The following is an 18,766-nucleotide window of genomic DNA, read 5'->3' on the forward strand; positions in this document are numbered from 1 at the left end:
GATACAGAAAAGCCCGCCTCATGATTTCTTCTGAGGCGGGCAAGATTCCTTCTATACTTCTGTCAAATTTTAAACTTCCACATTTTTCATCAACGCCGGCTGACCGGTCGCATGCACAACATCACGCCATAGAGGGCTCTCAGGATCGATCCTATTACGCTGTGATACCGCCAGCTTCATCGGCACATGTACATAAGTATTATGTATAAGGCTGATCAGCATCTTGGTTTTTCCCGCCATTGCAGCATGTACTGCGTTTGTCCCAAGACGTGTGCAGTAAACAGAATCACTGGGATTGGATTCCGTGCTGCGGATTATGTAACTGGGGTCAAGATACTTCAAATTGATCTCAATATTCTGCTCCTTGAAATAGGAGGATATCCTCTGTTTGAGCAATAACCCGATATCTCCCAGTTTTCTGTTCCCTGAAGCATCACGCTCCACCTCGGAATCGGGAAAAAGCTCCTGTCCGGCTCCCTCGGCAACTACAATGAGTGCATGTTTACGACGCTCAAGCCTCTTCTTGAGATTCGCAAGGAGTCCCTTCTCCCCATCCAGATCAAAAGGGATTTCCGGGACAAGAACATAATTGACATCGTTGGAGGCAAGGGCAGTATGCGCAGCTATAAAACCCGATTCTCTCCCCATCAATTTGACAACAGCTATTCCGTTTACAGCATCGTGTGCCTCGACATGTGCCCCGGAAACCGCCTCTACAGCCTTGGAAACCGCGGTCTCGAAACCAAAGGACTTTTCAATAAAACTGAGATCATTGTCAATCGTCTTGGGAACTCCCACCACAGCAGTTTTAAGGCACCTCCGTTCAATCTCCTCAGCAATCTTCAAGGCACCCTTCTGTGTCCCATCGCCACCTATAGTAAATAGAATCGTCAGGTTCATCCGTTCAATAGAATCGACGATGTCGGACGTGCGCTCGCCATTTCCTCTCGATGATCCCAGAATTGTTCCACCCATGCGATGAATATCAGATACAACATCGGGATTAAGTTCAACTACAGGCAGACCATAGTCCGGAATAAATCCCCTGTATCCAAACCTGATACCGGAAATTTTACGTACCCCATACTGATACCACAGAGTCATCACTATAGCTCTGATAACATCATTCAAACCCGGACAAAGCCCCCCGCAGGTGACAATCCCCGCATGCACTTTGGATGGATCGAAGTAGATATATTCACGGGGCCCGGCTTTCTCCACAAGCTCCTCTCTCTTGGGAGTGTAGGTTTTTCCAGGCTGAGCATTAATACCGTAAATAATCAGCTCGTCATCGGAAACATAGTTTGCGATCATATCACCCATCTTTTTAGATAAAGAAACAGGTGAGGGTACTTTAGCGGATCCCAGTGTGGAGATAATGAAACTCATATCTTGGTTCTGACCTTGATTACTTGATTAAAGGATTTCCTTATCTGCTCGGATAATTCAGTTTCTACTGTATACCTTAATATAATTCTTTTCCCTCCTGTTTCCCGGAATCTCTGATTCCATGTAAGTTGTGAAAACATCGGCTATTAAGTTATTTTTCAGTGATGCTCAATAAAAGAATCATTTCAACACTCTGCCTTTTGATTGTGCTTTCCTGTGCACATCAGATGACACCAGGAGGCGGTCCGGATGATAAGACCGGTCCGGTTGTCCTCTCTGTCAGTCCGGATTTAAAATCGGTAAATGTCAACAGGAACACAGAAATCAGATTCACCTTTTCCGAATGGATCGATAAAAAATCAGATAAGGGTATATCGATCTTTCCTCCGGTTGAGTTTAAATCCAAAATAAAAGGCAATTCACTGATCATAAAACCGGTTACAGAACTGGCAGAATCCACAACTTACCATGTGGAAGTAGGTTCGATGCTGAAGGATCTCAGGGGCAACCCTGTGACAACCCCTTACAGCCTCATTTTCTCCACAGGTCCGACTCTTGACAGCGGGGCAATCAGCGGATGCGTTGTTGACCCATCAAAAAACCTTCTGCAGCCCAGAATCGCACTGTTCTCTCCTAAGGAAAAAGCCGATTCGGGGTTTTCCGGCCCCCCGTCATATCTCCTGCAGACAGACAGCACAGGTCACTTCAGTTTTAACAACATAAAAACTGGAATTTACACAATAATCGGTTATCTCGATTTGAACAATGACTCACGCCTGCAGCCTGTAACCGAACAGGTTTACATGCCGGCAGACTCTATCATAAAGGTACAGAGCAGCCCTGCAGAAATTGTTCTCTACCCTGCTGTTTATGATACAGCTTTCCCGAAAATAGCATCTCTGCAGGCTCAGGGAACCGTTTTGACCGGTAAATGGAACAAACCCTTCGACTCGCTTTCTTTAATGCAACCCGGTTTCAAGATCGAGCACGCAGGGGAATCATCAGGAAAAATTCCGGAGTTCACATACCTCCCCTTCACAAACACAAACAGATTCGCTCTCAGGACATCAGAACCCTTCAAAACCGGCCAGTACAGACTCATATACATACTTTCCAGAAATTACAGCTCAGAATCTGCAGCGGACACCGCAGCTTTCACCGTTCAGGATGGAACCGATACTGTTCCGCCTGTACTCACATCCTGGACATCTGATAAACCTGCAGACCTCCTTCCTTCAATAAAAATAAACTGGTCAGAGCCGGTGCTCCTGAGAGATTCACTCATCATGACCGACTCCTCAGGCGACACAGTTCTCCTGTCCACAAACAGACTTTTTTCCGACAGCCTTACATTGGTCCCATTAAAAAAGCTTCAGCCCGGGACAAGCTACAATCTGGTGCTTTTCAAGCATTCAGGAGAAGATCTCAGCGGAAATCCTCTTAAAACCAAAGACACGACAACTGATACTGTAGCAAAAATCACGCTTTCCACTCTCAACATTGACAGCCTGGCATCGAGCATTCAGGGTGGAGCTGAATGCCTGAAAGGGGAAAAAGGTGCCAAATGGAGATTTTCCCTTTTCAATGGAAAAACATACACCACTAATGACAGCGCAGGATCGTTTTACTTCGAAATGATCCCCTCCGGAAAGGGACTGATGGGGTATTTCATTGACAGAAACGGAAACGATATACCTGATCCCGGTAAACTGATCCCCTGGACAGCACCAGAAAAACAAATAATGTCCCCGGACACTGTTGAAGCAAGGGCACGATGGGACATAGAAGGTCTGCAGATCCGGGTTTGCGACCCCTGCAGCAGGTAAGTCTACTGCCTTTTCAATAGCGGAACTATAGATAACAGTTTTACTACCATCAGCGCGGCAACCACTCCCTGAATATCAAGCAGCGGAAACAGGATCACCGGCCCGGAGGCCATCCCTATTACCCCGCCAGCCAGATCCGAGGCATTGAGTTTTCCGAACTCAACTGATCTGCGGGTCACGAACTGCGCTCCGGCAATAATACCCATCAAAGCATTGAATAACAGAAATAAACCAAGCGGCGGATAACTGAGTTTTGTCAAAAGTAAAAGACTCAAACAGGCATACAGACCCACAACAAGATCAGAAAACGGGAATCTTCGGAATAAACTTCCGAGCACGAATCCTCCGGTCATGGCTATCATCAGCAGAGGTAATCTGGAGTAAAGCATCCCGTAGAGGGACTGGTAAAGAAGCATCAACCCTATTGAATACACTCCAGCAACAAACCCCGTTGAACCCACAGAGAGATCCGGAACTGAACGCATGAAAAAAAGCAGAATCACAACCATTATGAATACTGCTGTGGAAATGAGAAGAACTGAAGATACCTCAAATTTATCAAGATATCTCTTGATGGAAAAGATAAGCAGTGAGGATAAACCTTTTGTCCCGGACTCATCAGAGAATGACTGCCGGTTCGCGGCAACAATTTTTTCAGGTGTAAGGGACGGCAGTATGAAATTTTTATAATACGGTGCATCGACAGGACACATCAAAGTAAAATCAAAGGGCTTGTCAGAGGCCACAAAGGTATACCCCTCGCCGGGAAAGATCTTGACGTTCTTAAAAACAGCCGAGAGGGTTCTGACCGTAAAATCCCTGATCTGTTTCTCCTCTTTGGACAGATATTCGGAATTGAAGTGAAGTGTAAAAGAAAGTGCCCCGGTATCTGTCATATTCATCTTCATCCTGTGAAAGAAGGATTCTGTGAAAAAACGGCTTTCCGAGAGATTCTCAGGGATACTCACCCCTGAGATGACCACATCGAATTTCTGACTGAAACTGTAAGTTTCCGGAGAGCCGCAACTGCACTTTTCATCTGCAAGGGAGGGATTATGTTCCAGACAGGTCAGTTCCGTACCTGTGTACTTTCTTATTTCTTTTGAGTGCCCCTGATCCTGTATAAGCAACACACGGACTGGCGATGAAAACAGTGACATCGGAACATGAACAGCCTGCTCAACCGAGGGACGGGGAACAGCAGTGCGGTAAAGATGATTATTGAGCAGGACAGTCTCTTTATTCTCGGTATATGCTATCTCTCCTTCCGGGCCGTAAAGCACATTGGTAAACCCTGATGGATATTTCCATTGCCGTGATGTGCCGTCAAAAACGAGAGCAAAAACAATCAGTGCCGCTGATCCAGAAAAGCAGATCCGGTTTGGAAAAACAAAAGGAATCATGGAACATGAAACAGCTGCGGCCATAATCATATTCGGAACTCCGGCAAGGATTGCGGCTGCAGAGAGAAGTAATCCCGCAAATCCTCCTGCATTTTCGAACCTGTAAAGTCTTCTTCCATCATTTTTCCCGGAAAGTGCCCCGTAAACAAAGCCGGAAAAAAAAGAGAAGGGTACAATTGAAAGAAGCATCACCGCAACCGCGACTTTGATTGAAAGCTCCTCTCCGGGTGGGAAAAAAGTTTTTACAGAACGGATAATAAAAATGCCGGAAAAGAACAATGCTATCAAAAGTAAAGAGGTGGTGTCTGTACGAAGTTTATCCGCTTTACAGCCTGTTTTGCTCCCGAAAGCTGCAGCGAGAAGCCAGAGAGAGATGAAAAAACCAAGGATAAGCTCGTTACCTGAAAAAACAGACAGGAACTCCCGAATGAGGATAATCTGGGCAACTGCGGCAAAAAAGCCGCAGGAACCGGAAAATAAAAACGGATGCTCCTTCCGGAAAAAAATCATTCCTGAAAGTGTTCTGCAGTATAGGTCCTGACTTCAGATGTTTTCCAACCGTCTCTGGCCATTCCCCCCTTCATCGATAAATGCTCAAGGAACATTATCTTATCAGGGAGCTGTTCCCAGACCTGTGGAAGAAATGTCGAATGGTAAGGGCCTTTCTGAAGTATCACACCGTGAACACCGGGCTTTAACTTCTGCAGCAGATCATCCGGGGTCTTAAACTCAAGAGGCACAGGGTTACTAAGCACCGATACTTCGACATTGATTTTTCCAAGTTCATCCTGTCTGACAGGAGAGAATCTTGGATCACTCAGAGCAGCACTTCTGGCATTGTCGATTACAGCCTGATAAAGAGGTTTGATGGGCTCAATATAACCGATACATCCGCGCAAATTCCCGTTTATTGTGAGTGTCACAAAGCAGCCGCTGCTCTTTTTCAGAGCTGATGGAACACTGTCTACAACCGGTGGCTTCATCCCTTTCACCGCCAGTACCATGCTCTCCCTCGCCAGATTGAGAAGATATTTCTTCAATTCAGGAGACAGGGATGACTTTTCAGAACTGATTTCCTTTTTGATTGTACCGGATTCAATCCAGGCAATGGAGGCGTAGCCGACAACCTTCGACTCAGAGCCATAAGATGGAGCTGTTTCAAAGGATGTCCGCGCATCGAGTTTAACCGGCTTCAGGCCCATTTTCCGGCCAAGGTGCATTACTATCCGTACAGGAGTCTCTCCGCATCCGTCAATAAACCCCATTGCATCACCAGAAAGTATAGTTTCAATACTCCTGTCATCGATGCGGCGAGCTTCCTTTTGATGCTGATAGTGGGAGAGATCGGACGAAGCAATAACCAGGGTCTCTTTATCGATGAGAGGAAATAAAAGTTCGGCAGCCTGGGCCGGATCAATTCGCCCTGTGATGATGGGCAAAAATGTAAACTGTCCCAGCTTCATTTGCAGAAACGGCAACTGTACCTCTATGCAGTGTTCCGGATCCTCTGCTCCCCGGGCTGAACACACAAGCGGACTCTTTTTCAGCCTGTCCCTGAGATCCTGATCAACCTTTACTTTTCCAAGAGGAGTTTCATACCATGTTGCGTCAGTGACAGCCAGTCCATTTATCAAAGCATGATGGGATGGGCCGATAATGATTACTTTCTTGACATTTTTATCTATGGCGGCGAATCCTTTTCCTGCAACGGGTCCCGAAAAGACATACCCCGCATGCGGAGATACAAGCAGACGTGCGGGCGCTTGGAGCTGGCTGGCTCCTGCAAAATAAGTCTCCAGTTCCTTTTTAAGCGCAGAGGGATTGGCAGTATAAAACTGCCCCGCAACAGCAGCTTTTCTTATTACATCCGCGGCTTGCAGCCCGAATAGTCCAGCCATCAGCAACACTCCTGAAATGTATCGGTAAATATGGAAGACACGTTTATTCATGCCCAGACCCCTGGAATGGCAGTCCCGCACTTGCCGCAGGAACCGGATTTAAGATTACGGTTATTAATCACATAGCCGGATCTTGAAATCAACAGTTCGCCACAAGATAAACAGTACGTATTAGAATCCATTTCCATCACATTTCCAATATAAACAAATTTTAACTTTTCCTCCAACGCGATCTTCCTGGCAGACAACAGTACCTCTGATGGAGTGGGATAAAGATGGGCAAGTTTATACAATGGGAAAAATCTGGAAAAGTGCAGCGGAACCTCAGTTCCCAGTTCCTTCGCGATCCATCTGCACATCGAACGTATCATCTCAAGTTTGTCTGTCCATTGGGGAACCACCAGGTTTATTATTTCCACCCAGACGCCCTTTTTACGTGCCAGTTTAAGCGTATCAAGCACCGGCTGCAGCTTACCGGCGTTGAGATCCTGATATACCCTGTTGTCAAAGCTCTTGAGATCTATGTGCGCAGCATCGATCAATTCCGCAAGCTCAGAGAACGGTCCCTGATTTATATATCCCGAAGTGACAAGGACATTCTTCAGACCGGCTTTACGGGCCAGAGCCGCAGTGTCAAGCACATACTCGATCCAGACAGTCGGTTCTGAATAGGTATAGGCAATGATTTTACAATCATGACTTATGGCCTCCTGAACCACCTTTTCCGGAGAGAGATTGTAGTTTTCTGTCTCCAGAGGACTTTTCTGACTGATAGCATAATTCTGGCAGTTCTTGCACCGAAGATTGCACCCCGCAATCGCCAGGGAGAAAGTTCTGGCACCGGGAAGAAAATGGTAAAGAGGTTTCTTTTCAACAGGATCAACGTTTACTGCACAAGGCTGGGAATATCCCAGAGTGACAAGCTTGCCTCCAGAATTCTTCCGGTTGCGGCAGTTACCTGTTTTCCCTTCAGGTAAAACACATCCGTTCGGGCAAAGCTCACACAGAATACTGTTGCCCATCTTCGACCAGTACCTGGCAGCATGATAACGGGGAGCGGATGCCAAAGAAGGCCCGGCAGCAATAGTGCCTGCCAAAAGAAGAAGATCCTTAATAAGTTCTCTTCTGGTCCTCATCCTCAGTAAGCTTCAAAAAAGCGGCTTGAAACACCACCATCACCAATGGGTACTTCTACTCTTTTTCCACACCTGGGGCACTGTCCCCTGTAGGATTTCCCCTCTTTACTTTTATAGATTCTGGTGTAAACATTACAGCAGCGGAAATGGATACCCAGAAACTTCTTACCCTCTGCATCCTTTTCCTGGTTCATGGCTGTATACCTTTCTGTTTCCCATGGAATCCACCCGTGTATTCCTGTAAAGCCCTTTCTTTAAAATATACTCTCTTACCTGCTCAGGGATAAGATGACGGCAGGAGAGTCCTTCTTTCAGATACCGCCGGATCATAGTGGAGCTGATTCCCCACTCCGGTGAAGGGAAAGTACGGACAGAGGCTTCTTTCAGTTCAGGAGGGATTTTTATCGCATAACCAGGCCGATGAGCTATACACAATTCGACCATCTGTATAATTCTGCGGTACCTGTGCCAGCCCGGAATTTCAGTAATATTGTCAGAACCAATAATAAAAAAGAACTGCCCATCATACTGCTTTCTGAGCTCATGAAGAGTATCGATTGTATAAGAGTAGCCGCTGCGATGCAACTCCTCCTCCCGTATCTCTGCACCGGGCTCATTTTTGAGGGCAAGCCGCAACATCGCCAGCCGGTCTTCAGCAGAAGCTGTTACACTGTCTTTATGAGGAGGAGAACCGGAAGGGATAAAAAGAACTTTCTGCAGACCAAAAAATTCACGGGCCAGTGAGGCAATCGCGAGATGACCATTGTGAACAGGATCGAAAATACCGCCGAGTATTCCGATGTGCCCTGACATTCTGCTCCCCTGAAAACACTATCAGGATTTACGGGAGCGCAGCGCTTTGGCCTTGTTGATGACATCCTTATCTTTACTGGATTCAAGCAACCGATCAAGCACTTCCTGCGCTTCACTTTTTCTGTCCAGTTTAAACAGAAGTTCCGCCAGATTCAAATAAGCCTGATCTGTAAGCCTGGAACCTGGATATTCATTAATAAACGATTTATAATACACCACAGCGGCTTCGGGTTCGTGGATCTTTACATAGAACCGCGCATTGTCAAATTCCTTCTGAGCCAGCTTCTCCACAGCCTCATTGAGATACTTTGAAGCACTGTCAGCCATCTTACCTTCAGGATAAGTTTCCAAAAAATCCCGCAGAAGACGGATCGCCTCTTTTGTTTCTGTCTGGTCCCGGCTTGAGGTGTGCGACTGACGATAGACTGAAAGGCCGATTCTGAACTGAGCTTCCTCATAAAAAGGAGAATTTGGGAAATCCTGCGCAAGTGCTTCAAATTCCGAGCGGGCATCCACATAAGCTTTCATGTGCATATCCGACATTCCAAGATAGTAAAGGACACTGTCGATTACAGGGCTGCCGCTGCACTGAATTTTGACATCCTCAAGCAGTGTTTTTACTCTGGAGTATTTCTGCTTTTTATATAACTCAAGCGCATCAGACATCTTCTTTGAGCAGTCATACTGCTTTGATTTGATTTTTGCTCCCTCTGCGCAAGGTATAAGCAATAAACCGCATATAAGAAGAATACCTGCATTAAGTTTTTTCATAGATTTTCCAGGAGTTATAGATTAATGGAGAGCTCTTGCCGGCTAATGAATAACATTTAAAAGTGGTTTTTGAGAGGGGCAAAAAGCAAGAAGTTGTATCAAAAACAGCGGGTTCCAAGTCTCCCGCTGCCTGAAAACACACTATTTCAGCTCAGAAAGATATTTCTCTGCCCTGGGTACATACTCACTGGCCGGATAGCGGTCCTTCAATTTCTTAAATTCTTCCTTTGCAGCTCCAGTCTGCCCCATTTTCAAATAGCAGAGCCCGATTTTTATCTGCGCATCATCAGCTTTGCCGGAATTCTGATACGAATGAACTTTCTGGAATGATGCAATCGCGCCGGCGAAATCTCCCTTGGCGTATAAGCATTCACCAATCCAGTAATGGCAGTTATCGGGATATTTGCCTGATGGATACTGCTGGAGGACATCGTTAAAAATCTTCATGGCATTGTCATACTGACGGGTATTGAAAACCTGAAGCCCTTTCTGATACAGTTCATGCTCAGGAGAAGTAATAACCGAAACGGCCGATGAGGGTGAGAAGGTTGGGCCCGGGCTGCTGCTTTTCCTCCCGGATCCCAAAGACTTCGTTTCGAGAGCCTTCACCTGTGCCGCAAGATCTTTGTAAGCTTCCACAAGTAAAGCAAGTCTGCTCTCGAGCTCCTCGATTTTGGCACCTGACACACTGGAGATCTCCTCTGAAAGCATAATAATCTTGCTGTCGATTTCGTTAAGCCTGGCAGTGAGCACTTCAACATCAAGCTTGGCCTCCTGAGCCAGTTTCAGAGCTTCATCGGAATTCTCTTTTACCTGAATGACATCGATTTCCGGCAGCAGTGCTTCAGTGTCAAGCTGCTTTGCAGGTCCGGCACAGCCAGTGATTAAAGCTGTGGCAATAATTAAGGATAATACCGTTTTTTTGACCATGATTTACCTGATTGATAGATAACCTTGATTTTCAATAAAAAAATACCTGTATCTGAATTATCAGGAACAGATAATTCAGATACAGAACAGATTAATTATACAGTGATAAGAGGAAGTGGTCAACGGAGCTTTTTTTTAACCCCTGAGAGAGCTTTGCCGTTACCGGTAACAATATCATACCATCTTAGCGACAGACGCCTGCCTGTGCTGCTGTCTCCATGGTCTTTTGTTTCCAGTATACGGTTGTGAACACGTCTGGCCTGCAGGATAAAAGCCTCAAGGTTTGCCTCTATCAACTGAGGAAATGCGGAACCATCAGTTTCCAATGAAAAGAAGGGAAGATCCTGAAGTTCCCTGAAATGCTCGATGTTACTTCCGGGTTCACACATCCTTTCCTTACCCTCAATATTCATCTCCTTTTTCAGAATCGATTCAGCCACTCTTGAGGGCATACAGCCAAAGGGGCCGATTGCTATGACTCCGCAGGAGTCGTGGAGAATCTCCCTGAGGGCAAGCCCCACAGTGAGAATAGCCTCACCCCTGAAATTTTCGTTTATTAGATGAGAAACACCCCTGATTGTCTTTCCCACATCGATCATTTCAAATTTGTAAAGTCCACTTTCGGAAAGGATAGTTTTTATTCTCCTCTCCCACCACTCCTGAATCTGAACAACCAGTTTCATCCGAACCTGTTCACTGAAGGAAAACTCCCTTTCACCAAGACCGGAATGAACAACATAGTTACTGTAGCACATGTACTCCGCTACCGGAGCAACTCTTACCATAAATCCGTTGTTTTCCAGGTAATCAACTATGTTCTTCCTTGAAAACTCATCTCTCCTTACAAATATTTCCCCGATAAGAGAGATCACAGGAATTCTGGATGGATCCTTTTTCAGGGGAATTGCCGAGAGCCTTGATACCGCACGGGAAAGAAGAACACTCAAACGAACTGAAAGTCGGCCTTCAAAATAGGAGATCAATTCTTTCCAGATTTTCTCAACTTCATCAAGCGCAGCCTTCTTGTCACTTGCACAAACGGCAAGAGTACTCTTGATATCCGCCAAACAGTCGGAAATAATAATTGCCTGCCAGGCCTTTAACAGACAGCGACTCCCCATGCCTCCGTAACCATTCTCATCTGTCATGGTAAAGACCGCGGCATCGGGAATCTGCTCCCTTTCAATAACATTCTCCAGTGCCCTGCAATACTGCCCAAGCCTGCAGGGGCCGCCACCTGTTGCCATGAAAAACAGTGTTACCTTATTACGGCCGGGATTTTGCCTGATATACTGCAGAAATGACCCTGTAGTGATTATGTAAGGCAGGCACTCCTTACAGGTGGTATTCTTTCGTCCTTCAAGCAGAGTTTCCTTATCCGCTACAGGGAGCGCACGGGCATTGATACCCATTGATCTAAGAATTGCAGCAACACTCTCAGTACTGTACCTGCCCATCGATGGAAGCACTATTTCCACCATGGGATCCTTCAGACTGTATTCTCTGCCGTTTGAGGAGATAACTTTGATCTCTTTACCCCTGTTTACCACTTTTGCGGACCTGAAACGCTTTACAGCCGGTGTTATCCCCAACTGTCTGTAGCTGTTCATTATGTCAAGTGCAGCTTCGGTACGGGTATCGATTCCGGCATCGGCAGTGTGCTGATCCAGCTCAAGAGTCAAAGAGGGTTTGCTGCCCATGAGCTTGCGGAAATAACCGAGCAGAAATGAATCCGGACCGCAGGAAAAGTTTGTCACATAAAACCCGAAGAGATTATTCTTCTGCTTTACAAATTGGGCAGCTTTCATGATCTTCTGCCCCATTCCCCAGAACATCTTGGTATCAACTTCAAAATGCTGTGCGGAAAGCATGTCGTAAGGGATTACATAATAGCCTCTTGACGCCACCTTGTGGGGTATACCCATGTTTGCATCTGAAGCAAAAGAGTTGTAGGGACGGCCGAAAAGTACTATCCCGAAAGTATCAGGATTCCTGTCAAGGTCATCCAGCACTGTTTTCCCGATCTCAAGCAGTTCCTGCTCAAACTCCCTCTGTTTTCTGCAGGCATACCGGTACGCTCTCCGTGCGTCCTTTTCACTAACCCCCATACCACGCGCCATCTCAACCATCGTGTCCTCGGCTGCCTCATACCCTTTCTCCATCTTCAGAACCGGAGAGAGCACAATCACCGGCAACTGCTCAATCTCACGCCGGAATGTAGTCCTGAGATAATAAGGTTCACCCTGTACAAATACACATGCCCTGCTGTATGTGGGTACATTGGGAACCGGAATCTGCATCACCTGAGGAAGGAAGATATAATCGGGGTTCTTTTTAAGTATGTTATAGAAACTCCCGTGAGTAATCTCAGCCGGGAAACAGAAAGCCGATTCGACCCGGGATATTCCCTCACTGTCAATTTCATCGGAAAGCACAACCCTGAAATTCATCTTGTGAAAGAAATTTGAATACAGAGGATAAAACGAATGGGTGAGAAATGATCTCAGAATCCCGACAGTACGTGCAGGTTTATCCTGATCGGGCTGGAAATCTCCCTGCTTAACCCCGTATTTCTCAAATAGAAGCTTCTGCCGCAGTGCCACCAGGTCATATTTACCTGAATCGATATGCCGGTTGAGCCGCAGGTTGTAATATTTGTTGCAGATTCCACCGAATGGATAAACTTTATCCCCTACTCTTATTCGTGAAATCTCGCATTTGCGGTCACATTTCTCCCTGCCGCCCGAACAGACAAAGCTGTCTTCCCTGGCTGCCTCTCTGTTTATCAGTTCATCCAGATCAAAATGTCCTTCACTGCTGATACCCAGTTCAATCCTTTTCTTCACCTCCAGCGCCACACCAAACGCCCCCATCAGACCCGGATCAGGAGGAACAATTATGTGATGCTGCATCAATGAGGCCATCGCAACCGGAACAGCCTTATTGTAACAGACTCCTCCCTGCATGAAAATCTTTTTACCAACCGGACGTGAACCTCTCACCCGGTTAAGATAATTCAGACAGATAGAATAAACGAGCCCGGCCAAGATGTCATCTTTGCTGATCCCCTCCTGACCTGCGATCTTGATATCACTCGAAATGAAGGCAGAGCACTGATCTGTAAAGTTGGGAGGATTCTCTCCCCGCAAGGCGCCCTCAGCAATATCTTCTGTAAGTACATTCAGTGACTCACGCGCCGATTCCTCCAGAAAGGAGCCGGTTCCGGCACTGCACGCCTCATTCATCGCATAGTCCGACGGAACACCTCCGGTCAGGTAAGTGTATTTGGCATCCTGCCCCCCTATCTCAAATATCGTGTCAACTTCCTTGTCGAAATACGATGCCGCGGCAGCATGAGCGATGATTTCATTTATTACATTATCGGTGAGTGCATGAAGCGCAGCTATCTGACGTCCCGATCCGGTGACACCAAGGGCCACTATGTCTATTTCAACACCACCCAGTTGGGTCTTCATGGATCTGTAGCAGTTTCTGGCGGCCCCTACCGGGTCTCCGTTTGTACGAAGGTAAACAGAAGAAAGGATACTGTTGTCAGATTGACGTAAGATTACAGCTTTTGTAGTCGTTGATCCGACATCAAGACCCAGAATACATTTATCACCTTCTGAGGCAGTTCCCCTGTTGGCCTCCTTGAATTCCACCAGACCAAGCGCGCTTTTCAGAGGGGGATGAGATCCGAATGAATTTGCACAGCCGGTAAACAATCCATCGATGCTCTCTACCGGAATGCATTTGTTCTCCAGAGCCCAGAGCGCTGCCCCATACGCTTCAAAACACTCGGCTATTCTTGGAATCTCAAGTTTGCCGAAACGTGATTTCAGTTCTTTAACCATTGCCCCGTTGAGAGATCCCCCGCCGATAAGCGCAGCTTTCTCGTATTGTATATCTTTTACCAGATCAGAAATCTTATCTGCCATCATCGTGCAGAGCCCGGCAGCGACATTCTCCTTTGGCTCTCCTTTGTTAAGAGCATGAGTACAGTCGCTTTTACAGAATACACTGCATCTTCCGGCAATCTTATGAGGAGTTCCCCTGGAGGCCAGCTCAACCGCTTCATCGAGCTCAAGCCCCATCCTGCGGATCTGCTGAAGGAAAAACTCTCCTGTCCCTGATGCACACTTGTTGCCTGAGTGCACCGAGACTATCCCGCCATTTCTATTGATAGAGTAAACCAGTTGGGTTTCCCCCCCGGAACTGATCACAAGATCAGGAAAAGCCCCGTCACTATACTCCTCTTTCAGAGCAAACTCCAGTGCCTCCGGCTCGGAGATACTCGATAGCCTCACATTTTTACGGAAAGCCCGGCCGGTAACTGCTATCCCGCTGATATTGTGGATATCCAGACCGGAAAGCAGATTCTTGAAAATCTGCTGCGGATTGCCTTCGTGAGGAATTCTTATGATCTTTCCGATATGTTTGACGTTTTTCTCGACAACAACTTCTACACACTGGACAGTGGTAGACCCAAAACAGACACCTATTGTTCTCATGGCTAATATGCCTCTTCCTAGATTAGCTGTTCCGGAAACTTGACTGTGAGAGTTTTGGAATGGTACAAAAACCTTTCCAGATTGCCTCCCTGCCACATAGTTGTTTTCCATGGCACCGGGGAGCAGGTTTTGAAGTAGATTTCTAAATTATATTCAGGAAAAAGACTAATCCAAATTTGTTCCTGCCAGGTTAGAAGTATCACCGAGTATCAGGAAATGATTACCTTGATTTCATCAATAGGAGAAGATTTTTATGGTTCTTAACCGGCACCGGTATTGAAGCATTTATATTCAAAAACCAGAAATTATTTAAACCAAGGTAGTCCTTTAGTCTATCAAGGCAGGAGTCGATACCGATTCCGATGCCAACCCCAAACCGGAGCAGCAAAATGTTCAATGAGAATGATCCACGTTCCCTGGAAAAATATTCTTCAGCAATAACCCTGTCGGATATGGAGGTCTTCATTTTTCCGGAGTTGATGTATTCTCTGTTTCTGGCCAATACCATGTCCCCTGATTTATGGGCCTGGCTTTCGGATCCCTGGTTTACCGGAGAATCAAAGAAGCCGCCTCAGAGACGAATCCAGAGGCTCAAACAATACATTATCGATCATTTCTGGTTTAATCTCGATCTGGACACCTGGGGCCTTACAACAAAAGGCAGAGAACTGGCTCGCTTCTCAGGAATGATAGATGAAAGCGTGCTTGCAAGAAGCAACGCACTTTTCGGTTACGAAGGTGACAAATATTACTTCGATATAGATATCAGGAAACACTTCGGACTCGATAAATACAATTCGGATGTAATACCCTACTGGAAGACAGAAACACTTGAGGCAATGGAGGCATTCAGGTACAAGGAGGGATATTCGACCGGAGCAGGAGAGTGTGTGTCACTGGCTGCACTTTACGCTGCAGCATCGTTTGTGGTAGCAAAAATCCCTCTGGAAAATATCTTCATGATGGCTACACCGCTGCACTCTCAAAATTTCCTGAATATCGGTGATGGAATAATTACAAATAACAGGCGGATAGTGACTAAGACCATGTGGTTTAATGGTACAGAACTCTCCGCCAAAGCCAGACGTGCCCTGGAAAACGAGCGGGTCACCATCGTAGCCCACCAGACCGGCTATATTCACGTACTCTATGATAAAGCAACGATTCAGCCCCGCAGTTACAACAATTTTGCTCACAAATTAAGCAAATTCCTTCAAACCGAAGTTACATACGAGATACTGTCGAATTTCCTCAGACAACACAGTAAATACCAGCGCTGTTTCCAGATCTCCCATCAATGCTGTGGTAAACCCCGTTATATAGAAGCAGAGAAAGTTTACCATTACGAGCATTCAAGCAAGTCCAGAGTAGGTAATTCAACCCAGAAATCACTACTGCATGAGATCGAGGAGGATGAGTTTTATACGGAACCCCTGCCAGAACGAATCCTGATGAGTGAGATGGAATTATTCTTCAAGGAAAACAGGGTTATTTTCGATGAGACGGAAACAGTCGAAAAACTCAGAGCCTGTTTACGGCACAGTTGCTTTAATGTTGATGAAATAGTACACGATCTCAAAAAGTTCTGCAAAACCGTTCCTCAACTGCCCAATACCGATAAAGAATGGATGCCGGAAAAACCGATAGATCTGGGAAATCCTGAATCTGCAGAGGAGGTAATAGAGAAACTTGAATCCCTTAGAAAAGAAAATGCATCTGCGGATCTTGCTTTCTATGCTTTCCGGGATATCAGCCGCAGCGCCTGGAAACCATTTCTAAAAGCTGCTCTGGAACGCAACCCTGTCAGTCTGAAAGGGATGAGCGGGATGGAGGTGGATCAGGCTTATTCTGCACTTATATCGATGAGAAACGATTCCATATACAGCGGAAAGACAAGGATGGCACAGCCGGATGAGGTCTGGAATTTTCAGAGAGGAGACGGACTGGAAAAAGCAATCTGTCTTATCAACCTGATCAAAAACCGCAGCCCCGAAGACCGCTTCCAGATTGAGGGAGAAGGGAAAAATATTGTTGTACGGAGCAGCGGTCATGAATATAAATTTACTACTTCAAAGGAATTGAACCTTCCTTCCGAAAAGGATTTTACATTCTGATTTTTATTTTTTAAGATTTCCTCAGGCATGAAAAATCAGTCAACTACATCATCTTCCAGCCGTTACTTCCTCTCCGTCGATGGACTGCGGCTGATTGCGTCACTTAACATTGTCCTCTTTCATTTCGAAAACATGGGAGGGCTGAATGACCTTGGCGGCTCTCCAGCCTGGCTTTTCAGAATTCTAAAAGGCCCAGCCTTTCACGCCAGCATCTTTTTTATTCTTGGCGGTTTCATTTTCGCCACCAAGTTTCTTCCCAAAGCCGCAGAATTTAAAACATTACCATTTTTACGGAAGAGATTCTCTGAGCTTTATCCGTTGCATTTTATCACCACAATAGCCATGATGATCCTCATGCTGGTCAAACTACCGGCTGAATCAATTGATTTTGGCAAATTCGCATTTTCAGGTTTCATGCACCTTTCTCTCCTCTGGTCTCTGTTCCCGTTTTTCAGCTATAACCTTAATACCCCATCATGGGCACTTTCGGCGTTTTTCCTCTGTTACCTTTTATTTAAACCTCTGCTTATAATAACCGGAAAGCTGAAAACAAAGAGAGTTACCATACTTTCCATTTTCCTCTGTTTTATTCCTGTTTTTTTATGGACTCTTCTCTACCGTGTTATAGAAGCAGATCCGAAATGGTATATGTTCTTTCACATATTTGCGCCGGTAAGGCTGTTTGAGTTTGTCGCAGGGATGTTTCTTGCCCGTCTTCTTCAGTTAAGCGAACAGAAAAAGTATCCCTTTTACACTGGCATATTGGTTGACATTCTATTAATAGCTTCTGCATTCGCTATTTACAATCTATTATCCCTGAAATCACCAGACAACAAATTCCTTACATTTATGACTTATCATCTCTTCCTGACCCCGATCTTCTGTCTCATTCTGTTTTTGCTGACATCTGAACTGGGATTTATATCCAGGACACTCTCCATCTCTTTTGTAAGAAACACCGGAAGAAGTTCATTTTACCCCTACCTTATTCATATTCCTCTGGTCTCAAGCATAGCTTTTATACTCGAACGGTACTTCAATTACTACCGGCTTCTGCATTCGCCCGTAAATATCACGATCATCATTTTTGTTCTTTACGGGGGAAGTTACGTGTACGTGAATTATATAAGGAAAAGAAGCAGACCACCCGGGAAAAAAGAGGGGAGAGAAATAAGAGAGGCAAGACGGCATCAGATTGTGGGGATATCGGAGTAATTCAACTGATAACTTTCTGATGTTTTTGCTACAATCTTAAACTCCACATCCGGGAAATCTCTTTTGCTGTTTTAATGTCAGTAGATTCTCACCATATCGATTTTCCCACAAAAAGGCACATTGTGGGTTGCTAAAGGGCTATTGCCAATACCCAGATCATACGAATTATTCTTTGTTCCTTTACTGTACTTTGCAGAATCAGCCGGTAAACCATTTATATACAGCCTGATAGTATCACCATTACATGTTACACAGATATAAGTCCACTCCCGTTCATCAAGACTGACTTTAGATTGCCAGATATAAGACCCGTAAAAAAATGCAGCGATTTTCCCTTCAAAGACAGTCAGTCCGTAATTGTATGGCTTATCAATAATATGGTGTATCCGTTCTGTTAACCCATTACAGTAGTTTTGTTTTCTTTCCAGTGTGTCGGAATCAAGTCTGAGATTTTATTTGCAGGGTAAGATGCTACCTTCGGCAAAATATCGTGAAAATAATCATAGGGGTTAATTCCATTAAGTTTACATGTTGCAACAAGGGAGTAAATAATTGCCATTCTCTTTGCCCCTTCAGGTGAACCGGCAAAGAGCCAGTTCTTTCTACCCAATGCAACAGGGCGGATGCTGTTCTCCACAAGATTGTTGTCCCCGGCAGTCTGCCGTCATCAAGAAATCTTGTCAGTTGCTCCCAGTGCTTAAGCGTATAGCCGATGGCTGACGAAACTTTGCTTCCCGGAAGAATGATTTTCCCGGGGTTA

Annotated in this window: 14 protein-coding genes and 1 pseudogene; 3 read left to right on the forward strand and 12 right to left on the reverse strand. The window is 45.6% G+C overall.

Translation table 11 applies throughout. The features are described from left to right. Positions 1-69: 69 nt before the first annotated feature. Positions 70-1,389: an ATP-dependent 6-phosphofructokinase gene (locus GX089_15055; GenBank protein ID NLP03812.1), complete on the reverse strand. Its 1,320-nt coding sequence runs from the start codon at positions 1,387-1,389 to the stop codon at positions 70-72. Between the two features lie 164 nt (positions 1,390-1,553). Between GX089_15055 and GX089_15060 the strand changes: the two genes are divergently transcribed. Then, entirely contained in the window at positions 1,554-3,215 is a 1,662-nt protein-coding gene (locus tag GX089_15060; protein ID NLP03813.1) for an Ig-like domain-containing protein, read from the forward strand. A 2-nt stretch (positions 3,216-3,217) separates the two neighbouring features. Here GX089_15060 and GX089_15065 read toward each other — a convergent pair whose 3' ends face one another. The 8 genes from GX089_15065 to GX089_15100 form a co-directional block, all read right to left on the reverse strand. Further along, positions 3,218-5,128: a hypothetical protein gene (locus GX089_15065; protein ID NLP03814.1), complete on the reverse strand. Its 1,911-nt coding sequence runs from the start codon at positions 5,126-5,128 to the stop codon at positions 3,218-3,220. Further along, positions 5,125-6,567: an AmmeMemoRadiSam system protein B gene (gene amrB, locus GX089_15070; GenBank protein ID NLP03815.1), complete on the reverse strand. Its 1,443-nt coding sequence runs from the start codon at positions 6,565-6,567 to the stop codon at positions 5,125-5,127. The genes GX089_15065 and amrB overlap by 4 nt, the downstream gene beginning before the upstream one ends. Continuing rightward, entirely contained in the window at positions 6,564-7,652 is a 1,089-nt protein-coding gene (amrS, locus tag GX089_15075) for an AmmeMemoRadiSam system radical SAM enzyme (protein ID NLP03816.1), read from the reverse strand. The genes amrB and amrS overlap by 4 nt, the downstream gene beginning before the upstream one ends. Positions 7,653-7,654: 2 nt before the next feature. After that, a complete protein-coding gene (locus tag GX089_15080; GenBank protein ID NLP03817.1) occupies positions 7,655-7,846 on the reverse strand; it encodes a hypothetical protein in 192 nt (63 codons plus the stop codon). Continuing rightward, positions 7,818-8,465, reverse strand: coding sequence for a nicotinate (nicotinamide) nucleotide adenylyltransferase (nadD, locus tag GX089_15085; GenBank protein ID NLP03818.1), 648 nt, complete (start codon positions 8,463-8,465; stop codon positions 7,818-7,820). Before nadD ends, GX089_15080 begins: the two co-directional genes overlap by 29 nt. Positions 8,466-8,486: 21 nt before the next feature. Then, positions 8,487-9,236, reverse strand: coding sequence for an outer membrane protein assembly factor BamD (gene bamD / locus GX089_15090; protein ID NLP03819.1), 750 nt, complete (start codon positions 9,234-9,236; stop codon positions 8,487-8,489). 141 nt (positions 9,237-9,377) lie between these two features. Continuing rightward, positions 9,378-10,166, reverse strand: a complete 789-nt coding sequence (gene ybgF, locus GX089_15095) for a tol-pal system protein YbgF (protein ID NLP03820.1) — start codon at positions 10,164-10,166, stop codon at positions 9,378-9,380. A gap of 119 nt (positions 10,167-10,285) precedes the next feature. Continuing rightward, positions 10,286-14,677, reverse strand: coding sequence for an activase (locus GX089_15100; GenBank protein ID NLP03821.1), 4,392 nt, complete (start codon positions 14,675-14,677; stop codon positions 10,286-10,288). 389 nt (positions 14,678-15,066) lie between these two features. Between GX089_15100 and GX089_15105 the strand changes: the two genes are divergently transcribed. Continuing rightward, positions 15,067-16,791, forward strand: coding sequence for a hypothetical protein (locus tag GX089_15105; GenBank protein NLP03822.1), 1,725 nt, complete (start codon positions 15,067-15,069; stop codon positions 16,789-16,791). A 27-nt stretch (positions 16,792-16,818) separates the two neighbouring features. Further along, positions 16,819-18,006 carry an acyltransferase gene (locus tag GX089_15110; protein ID NLP03823.1) on the forward strand — a complete coding sequence of 396 codons (1,188 nt, stop codon included), beginning with the start codon at positions 16,819-16,821 and terminating at the stop codon, positions 18,004-18,006. A gap of 77 nt (positions 18,007-18,083) precedes the next feature. Here the strand turns inward: GX089_15110 and GX089_15115 are convergent, their stop codons facing one another. From GX089_15115 to GX089_15125, 3 genes and pseudogenes are all read right to left on the reverse strand, one after another. Continuing rightward, positions 18,084-18,434, reverse strand: coding sequence for a LamG domain-containing protein (locus GX089_15115; GenBank protein ID NLP03824.1), 351 nt, complete (start codon positions 18,432-18,434; stop codon positions 18,084-18,086). Further along, a complete protein-coding gene (locus tag GX089_15120; protein NLP03825.1) occupies positions 18,401-18,565 on the reverse strand; it encodes a transposase domain-containing protein in 165 nt (54 codons plus the stop codon). The genes GX089_15115 and GX089_15120 overlap by 34 nt, the downstream gene beginning before the upstream one ends. 3 nt (positions 18,566-18,568) lie before the next feature. Next, positions 18,569-18,655: pseudogene (locus GX089_15125) on the reverse strand (transposase). Positions 18,656-18,766: the final 111 nt, after the last annotated feature.

Source organism: Fibrobacter sp., from assembly GCA_012523595.1.
Classification (GTDB): Bacteria; Fibrobacterota; Chitinivibrionia; order Chitinivibrionales; family Chitinispirillaceae; genus JAAYIG01.

What these genes read in the sequence shown, in the direction of transcription:
- GX089_15060 (NLP03813.1), top strand. Translation starts at nt 1,554, where the DNA reads ATGCTCAATAAAAGAATCATTTCAACACTCTGCCTTTTGATTGTGCTT.
- GX089_15105 (NLP03822.1), top strand. Translation starts at nt 15,067, where the DNA reads ATGTTCAATGAGAATGATCCACGTTCCCTGGAAAAATATTCTTCAGCA.
- GX089_15120 (NLP03825.1), bottom strand. Translation starts at nt 18,565, where the DNA reads ATGGCAATTATTTACTCCCTTGTTGCAACATGTAAACTTAATGGAATT.
- GX089_15055 (NLP03812.1), bottom strand. Translation starts at nt 1,389, where the DNA reads ATGAGTTTCATTATCTCCACACTGGGATCCGCTAAAGTACCCTCACCT.
- GX089_15110 (NLP03823.1), top strand. Translation starts at nt 16,819, where the DNA reads ATGAAAAATCAGTCAACTACATCATCTTCCAGCCGTTACTTCCTCTCC.
- nadD (NLP03818.1), bottom strand. Translation starts at nt 8,465, where the DNA reads ATGTCAGGGCACATCGGAATACTCGGCGGTATTTTCGATCCTGTTCAC.
- amrS (NLP03816.1), bottom strand. Translation starts at nt 7,652, where the DNA reads ATGAGGACCAGAAGAGAACTTATTAAGGATCTTCTTCTTTTGGCAGGC.
- GX089_15100 (NLP03821.1), bottom strand. Translation starts at nt 14,677, where the DNA reads ATGAGAACAATAGGTGTCTGTTTTGGGTCTACCACTGTCCAGTGTGTA.
- ybgF (NLP03820.1), bottom strand. Translation starts at nt 10,166, where the DNA reads ATGGTCAAAAAAACGGTATTATCCTTAATTATTGCCACAGCTTTAATC.
- GX089_15065 (NLP03814.1), bottom strand. Translation starts at nt 5,128, where the DNA reads ATGATTTTTTTCCGGAAGGAGCATCCGTTTTTATTTTCCGGTTCCTGC.
- GX089_15080 (NLP03817.1), bottom strand. Translation starts at nt 7,846, where the DNA reads ATGAACCAGGAAAAGGATGCAGAGGGTAAGAAGTTTCTGGGTATCCAT.
- amrB (NLP03815.1), bottom strand. Translation starts at nt 6,567, where the DNA reads ATGAATAAACGTGTCTTCCATATTTACCGATACATTTCAGGAGTGTTG.
- bamD (NLP03819.1), bottom strand. Translation starts at nt 9,236, where the DNA reads ATGAAAAAACTTAATGCAGGTATTCTTCTTATATGCGGTTTATTGCTT.